General features: G+C 40.7%; 6 protein-coding genes. 2 read left to right on the forward strand and 4 right to left on the reverse strand.

Going from position 1 to position 6,482, the window contains the following annotated elements:
* Nucleotides 1–105 precede the first annotated feature (105 nt).
* Together J8Z25_RS17115 and J8Z25_RS17120 are read left to right on the forward strand one after the other, a co-directional pair.
* Nucleotides 106–2,253: a TonB-dependent siderophore receptor gene (locus tag J8Z25_RS17115; protein WP_250661489.1), complete on the forward strand. Its 2,148-nt coding sequence runs from the start codon at nucleotides 106–108 to the stop codon at nucleotides 2,251–2,253.
* Nucleotides 2,254–2,262: 9 nt separating this feature from the next.
* On the forward strand, nucleotides 2,263–3,468 hold the full coding sequence (locus J8Z25_RS17120) for a PepSY-associated TM helix domain-containing protein (protein ID WP_250661490.1): 1,206 nt from the start codon (nucleotides 2,263–2,265) through the stop codon (nucleotides 3,466–3,468).
* A 55-nt stretch (nucleotides 3,469–3,523) separates the two neighbouring features.
* Here J8Z25_RS17120 and yidC read toward each other — a convergent pair whose 3' ends face one another.
* The 4 genes from yidC to rpmH form a co-directional block, all read right to left on the reverse strand.
* The gene (gene yidC / locus J8Z25_RS17125; protein WP_167659032.1) at nucleotides 3,524–5,155 is read right to left on the reverse strand and encodes a membrane protein insertase YidC; all 1,632 of its coding nucleotides are present in this window, start codon (nucleotides 5,153–5,155) and stop codon (nucleotides 3,524–3,526) included.
* A gap of 8 nt (nucleotides 5,156–5,163) precedes the next feature.
* Nucleotides 5,164–5,436 (reverse strand): membrane protein insertion efficiency factor YidD, encoded by a 273-nt coding sequence (yidD, locus tag J8Z25_RS17130; protein ID WP_054563758.1) that lies wholly within the window; start codon nucleotides 5,434–5,436, stop codon nucleotides 5,164–5,166.
* 128 nt (nucleotides 5,437–5,564) lie between these two features.
* Nucleotides 5,565–5,987 (reverse strand): ribonuclease P protein component, encoded by a 423-nt coding sequence (gene rnpA, locus J8Z25_RS17135; protein ID WP_130050126.1) that lies wholly within the window; start codon nucleotides 5,985–5,987, stop codon nucleotides 5,565–5,567.
* Nucleotides 5,988–5,992: 5 nt separating this feature from the next.
* Nucleotides 5,993–6,127 carry a 50S ribosomal protein L34 gene (gene rpmH / locus J8Z25_RS17140; RefSeq protein WP_045980711.1) on the reverse strand — a complete coding sequence of 45 codons (135 nt, stop codon included), beginning with the start codon at nucleotides 6,125–6,127 and terminating at the stop codon, nucleotides 5,993–5,995.
* Between the last annotated feature and the right edge of the window lie 355 nt (nucleotides 6,128–6,482).

Consider the following 6,482-nt stretch of genomic DNA (forward strand, 5'->3'; position numbering starts at 1 on the left):
TTGTAAGTAATACTTTATTTAGCTCCGATTAATAAAAAACGGCATTGCAAATGATAATTATATTCATTAACATGTTGCGCATTATTCATTTTGTCCCTTTTTATTATGCGTCTTTCTGCTGTTTTTATTGCACTTGCTGCTGGTTTTTCGGCCATTGTCCATGCTCAAACAGAAGTTACTACTTCTGATCAAACCAATTCTAAAGAGATCGAAAAAATAGAAGTTGTTGGCCGTGCGTTTTCTTTATATCGCCCAACCGAGTCAAGCTTTGCAACTCGTACAAATACACCTTTAGAGAAAATTCCTCAGTCAATCCAAATTCTGCCGCAGGAGCTGATCAGCGATCAGGCTGCTCGTCAAATTACCGACCTTTATAGCAATATTGCTGGCGTTAATGCTTTTAGTTATTCGGGCGTGACATTCCGTGGTTTTCGCCAAGATGAGATTTTATATGATGGCGTAAAGGGCGACCCTTTCAATGGTTTTGCTGTACCGCAATTATTTAATATAGAACAAGTTGCGGTTTTAAAAGGGCCTGCTGGCGCTATATACGGTAGCGGTAATCCAGGCGGTATTATTAACTATGTAACTAAGAAGCCAAAATTCACCAGTGAGCACAGTATTGAAGTTGAAGTGGGTAATGATGACTTCTTCAGTGGGGCATTAGAAAGCACAGGAACATTGAGCGAATCACTTGATAACCATGCTTACCGTGTTGGCATTTACCGTGATACTGAAAAACCATTCCGTGCTAATACTAGCAGCGATAATACTATTGTTGATCTTGGTTATACTTGGCTCATAAATAGTACAACCGAATTGACCACTCAGTATACCTATATAGAGCAGGAGTTGGGTGGAGCACGTTTACGTGGAGTCCCTGCTGATGATAATGGCAATTTTTTAACTGATATTAGCTGGAATCATAACGAGGCGACAGACTTTCAAAATGTTGAAGCGCATGTCTATCAGGCGACTTTAAAACATGAATTTAATGATATTTGGCGAACAGATGTCACAACACGCTATTTTGATAACAAAGAAGTACAAAACTACCATGAGCCAAGAGGGCTTGTAGATACTGATGACGACGGTATTGTAGATTGGAGCCATCGTGAGTTTCGTGATCAAGTACGTGAAAACGAAGGCTTTAGTTTAACTGCTAATGCGATTGCAGAATTTATAATTGCAGACATGCAACATCAAGTGCTGCTTGGTAGTGACTGGTATGAGCATGACTTTGAAAGTGCTTACCGCACAGCAAAGCAACAGAGTAAAGGAGGTCCTGTACCAGGCCTTGCTCTTAACGATCCTGAATATGGTTTAACCTCTGCTGATGATTATGATCTTGATAGTATTAAACCAAGGTTAGGTAAAACAAATAGCACTCGCTTTGGTGCGTACTTGCAAGATCAGCTTGATATAACTGCAAATTGGAGTGTTACTGCTGGCTTAAGATATGACCGTTTTGAAGATAAAGATCTGTTAAATCAAACCGAGTTTTCTGATAGCGACTTAACCTACCGTATTGGTACCAGCTATAGCATTAACAATATGTTCTTTCCTTATGCGCTTCATGGTACTGGCTTTGTACCACAGGGTGCCAGTGATCAAGAAACAGCAAAAGGCGGACCATTCTCGCCAGAGACTAGCCGTATTAATGAGTTAGGTTTAAGAACCAAATTATTAGAAGACACACTTGCTGTTAATATGGCTGTGTACGATATTGTACGTAAAAACATTCTGCAGCCTAGTTTATTGGGTGATGTTGCAGGCGACGGCGTTGATGACTTAGTTGCGGTGGGTGAAGTTCAAAGTAAAGGTTTTGAACTAGAAGTGGTTGGTGATATCACTGAGCGCTGGGTGGTTACTGCAAGCTACGCCTATAATGATGCCCGTATTACTGAAGCAAATGACAGCATTCGTAACCAAATTCCTGATAGCGATAAATTTGCCAACGCACCGCAAAATACTTTAGGTATATGGACACGCTATGAGCTAGCTAGTTTATCGTCATCTATTTCTGCTGGTTTAGATTATGTTGATGAACAGCTTAGTTTAGGGGGTCAACGCGTTAAACCTTACACTATTTACAACATGGCGTGGCAAACAACCGTTGATAACTGGCAATGGCAGCTATCAGTTAAGAACTTGTTTGATAAAGAATACGCAAGCAGTGGCTTTATCGAGCGAACAGGGCACTTTCCTGGTGAACCACGCCGTGTCTATTTAAGTGCTAAATACAACTTTTAATGGTGGCGTGTGAACGCTAAAAGTTGGTTTAACTTACATTCATGGGCAGGACTCTTTGTTGGAGTCCTGCTTTTTGTTACCTGCGTATCGGGGACACTCGCTACGTTAAGTCATGAACTCGAATACTTAACAGACGCTAAGTACCGTGCTTTAACTTCTTCTGCCTCTACTAACTACCAAGCTCTCGAAAACACCCTTAATAAGCATTATCCGCAAGCTCAGTTACTCTATATACAACGTCATAAGCAAGATTACCTAGCCACTGAAGCGGCCCTTAAAGTCGGTGATTCATTTCGTTTTGTGTATTTAGATGCAGCAACGGGTCGCTTACTCGGTGAAGGTGAGTGGGCGCGGATATCGCGGTTTTTACGTAACTGGCATATGAACTTGTCGATGGGCTGGACGGGTAAACTAATCGTCACCAGTTTGAGTGTTTTACTCGTTATTTTATTGGTTTCGAGTTTTTATGTGTATCGGCGCTGGTGGCAAGGTTTTATAAAAAAACCTGCTGCGCTTAGCCTTGATAAGCGCAGTAGTTGGTCTGATTGGCATAAGCTGTTAGGGCTTTGGAGTTTATGGTTTATTGCTGTGATGGCCATCACAGGGGGTTGGTATCTGATAGAACATGGACTGCAAACCGCGAAGGTACCTCACTATGTATCTAGTCCACAAGCCTTGAGTGAGTTTAAAAAACAAAGTCCTCGCAAAGGTCTATCGCCAATTAGTTTAGCTGCTGCTTATGAAGCCGCTCAACAGGCATTTACTAGCCTTGATATTCGCTATATTCGTTATCCTAATGAAGCAAATCAGCCTATTGAAGTGCGCGGTTATAACGATGATATTTTACTACGCCTGCGTGCTAACAGGGTTTATTTAAAACCAAGTTCCGGTGAAGTTCTTGGTATACAAAAAGGGGAAGAACTAAACCTGCTTCCACGAATTAAAGACACCGCAGATCCGCTGCACTTTGGTAACTTTGCAGGAATTGGTACCAAGCTTATTTGGGGATTATTTGGTGCATTGATGAGCTTTGTAAGCTCTGCTGGCATCTATATGAGTTGGCTTAGGGTTAAGCGTAAAACAACGACTGGAAAGTGGCTTGGTTTATCTGGGGTGATTGCAATCGGTTTGGTGGTTGCTTCGCTGCTAACTACAAGTTTGAGCTTTACTGAACGTAGTATGCCCAATCAAGTTTATTCACCTATACTCGGTTAGCTATTTTCAGGCATTAAAAAAGGCGCAGTTTGCGCCTTTTTGTTGGGTAGAGAGTTTAGCCTCTTACCTTAATACCTTTTTTCTCCATACCGCGGTAGATGATTAGCATCTGTGCGATTGAGATAAGGTTCGATACTAACCAGTAAAGTACTAGGCCAGATGGGAACCACAAGAAGAAAATAGAGAATACTACTGGCATAAAGGTCATCATTTTTTGCTGCATAGGGTCAGTAACCGTCATAGGTTGCAGCTTTTGAGTGATGAACATACTTAAACCAAATAAAACCGGTAATACGTAGTATGGGTCCATTGCTGATAAGTCATTTAACCATAAAAAGAATTCAGCATGACGTAGCTCTGTTGATTCTAAGAATACGTAGAATAATGCTAAGAAGATTGGCATTTGTAGTAACAGCGGGAAACAGCCACCCATAGGGTTCACTTTTTCTTTGCGGTACATTTCCATCATAGCTTGACCGAATTTTTGACGGTCATCACCATACTTCTCTTTTAGCGCAGCCATTTTAGGCTGTAATGCACGCATCTTCGCCATTGACGTGTATTGTGCTTTTGTTAGCGGGTACATTGCTGTCTTAACGATAACCGTGATTGCAATGATAGCTAGACCCCAGTTACCTAGAATGCTGTGTAACCACTTAAGTAATACGAATAGTGGTTGTGAGATAAACCATAACCAACCGTAGTCTACGGTTAAATCTAAGTCAGGGTGAATTGCTTCTAGTACGTCAGACTCTTTCGGGCCCATATAGTAAGTTGAGCTAAGTGTTGCTTGCGTACCCGCTTGTACGTTAACTGCTTCACCTTTAGTACCAATAATTGCCGCATTACCAGATACAAGCTTAGTGTAAAGAGTGTTTTGTTGGTCTTGCTTAGGTACCCATGCACTTACAAAGTAGTGTTGAATAAATGCAATGTAGCCGCCAGATGTAGTGATATTAAGGTTCTTATCAGCCATATCTGAGAAGCTGTACTTTTCATATGGCTCTTCTTCAGTACCATATGCGCCGCCTAAGTAGTTTTGATCTACTAAACTACCTTTTTCTTGTACTGTGCGTTTTACTTGCGTGTATAACTGAACTTGAATTGGATCAGCTGTTACGTTGTTTACTGTGTACTCTAAATCTACAGCGTAGTCGCCTTTTTTGAAGATATAAGTTTTAGTAAACGTCACACCTTTACTGTCAGTAAACTCAAGTGGTACACGTAGCTCATCACCCGTTAAAGTGAATGCTTTTTGTGTGGTTTTATAAACAGGGCGGCCTTTCAGGGTTGTCTCTGGGCCATTTAAACCAATTAAGCCACTTTGCGAGAAGTATTGGTTACCGTCAAACTCACCAAGTAGCATGAAAGGTGTTTCACCGCCTTTTACCTCTTCGTACTGAAGTAAGTCTGCTTCAATAATGTCACCACCTTGGGTGTCAATTTTAACAGTGAATACATCAGTTGTTACATCGATAACTGAGCGCTTTGCTGTAGTAGCAGCTGGAACTTCACCGTCAGATGATGCAGGAATAAAGTCATCAGATTCTGGTGTTGTTGCGCCTAGTGTTTGTGTTGTGGCACTTGGATCAGCCTTTGGTGCGTTGTAGTCGTTATTCCATTCTTGAAATAATAAAAACGACACAAGCATCAAGCCGATTAATAAAAACGTGCGTTGCGATTCCATAACAGCTCTTATTTCTCGTGTTGGTGGTTAATATGATTTTTTGCCGGTACGGGATCATCCCCACCAGCATGTAAAGGGTGGCATTTTAATATGCGTTTAACAGCTAACCAACTGCCTTTTACACTTCCATGCAAATTAATTGCTTGAATAGCGTAACTAGAGCAGGTTGGATTAAAACGACAATGCGGGCCTAATAATGGGCTTATCCATTTTTGATAGCCGCGTATTAGCATGACTAAACAGCGCTTTGGAATAGCAACAAGTGGTTTAAGTAACCTCATGATGTGTCTGCCCCTGCGTTAATTTAGTCAATGGATACCATGAATTTAAATTCCCATCGTAGAATTTTAAATGCATGATTAAAAGGTGAGCTAAAGATACCTTAATTAAGCCTGTAATTCTATTGCTATCAGGCTTGTTTATTAGATTTAGCTGATTTATTCGGGCGTTTTTTAAATGGTGGTGGTTTAGGTGCACCAGGCTTGCAGCGTTCGTTAATTTTTCGCCACAATTTATTTAGTTGCTTTGTTAGCTCTTCGTTGGACTGTTCATCAATACCACTTTTAACCATAAGCACAATATCAATGTTATCGATTTTATGTTGATTTAAACGGAAACTTTCGCGAGCAAGTCGTTTAATTCGATTACGTTGACAGGCTTTTTTAACGCGTTTTTTTGCGACCGTAAGACCTAATCGAGGATTAGTTTGGTCATTGCGTTTAGCTAATAGAGTAAAGAAAGGAGTCGCAGCGCGTGCTGGTTCATTAAAGATTCGAGAGTAATGCGAGGGAGTTAACAGACGTAACTCCCTGCTGAAGCTAAAGTCTTCCACTTATATTAAGCAGAAAGAACTTTACGGCCTTTAGCACGACGACGAGCTAATACTTTACGGCCATTTGCTGATGCCATACGAGCACGGAAACCGTGTGTACGTTTGCGTTTTAAAACGCTAGGTTGAAAAGTTCTTTTCATAACAATTCCATCCGATCGGTTAAGGTTAAAACATCCTATGCAGGTCGCGATCCTGGCACAGGTGCCATTGCGAGCGCGAGATATTATAGATGAAGACAATAAAAGTCAATCATTAAAACGCTGCAGAGGTAGTAATTATAAAGGATCCTTTTTCGTGATCATATAGGATCATCATAAATAAGAAGTTTTCCACAGCCTCTGTATAAAAAGTGAATAAAAGCTTGGGAAAAGCCAATTCGATCGTAGAATTTGATCGCGATCTGCCTGCAAATTTGTTATGATCACTGTTCGAGCTTAAAAAATAAATTTCTTAAAAATCAGTGTTTTATTCTTTTATGTTGCTGAGATCATATTT

The organism is Pseudoalteromonas sp. SCSIO 43101 (genome assembly GCF_023650775.1).
GTDB classification, from domain to species: domain Bacteria; phylum Pseudomonadota; class Gammaproteobacteria; order Enterobacterales; family Alteromonadaceae; genus Pseudoalteromonas; species Pseudoalteromonas apostichopi.

What these genes read in the sequence shown, in the direction of transcription:
- J8Z25_RS17115 (WP_250661489.1), top strand. Translation starts at nt 106, where the DNA reads ATGCGTCTTTCTGCTGTTTTTATTGCACTTGCTGCTGGTTTTTCGGCC.
- yidC (WP_167659032.1), bottom strand. Translation starts at nt 5,155, where the DNA reads ATGGAATCGCAACGCACGTTTTTATTAATCGGCTTGATGCTTGTGTCG.
- yidD (WP_054563758.1), bottom strand. Translation starts at nt 5,436, where the DNA reads ATGAGGTTACTTAAACCACTTGTTGCTATTCCAAAGCGCTGTTTAGTC.
- rpmH (WP_045980711.1), bottom strand. Translation starts at nt 6,127, where the DNA reads ATGAAAAGAACTTTTCAACCTAGCGTTTTAAAACGCAAACGTACACAC.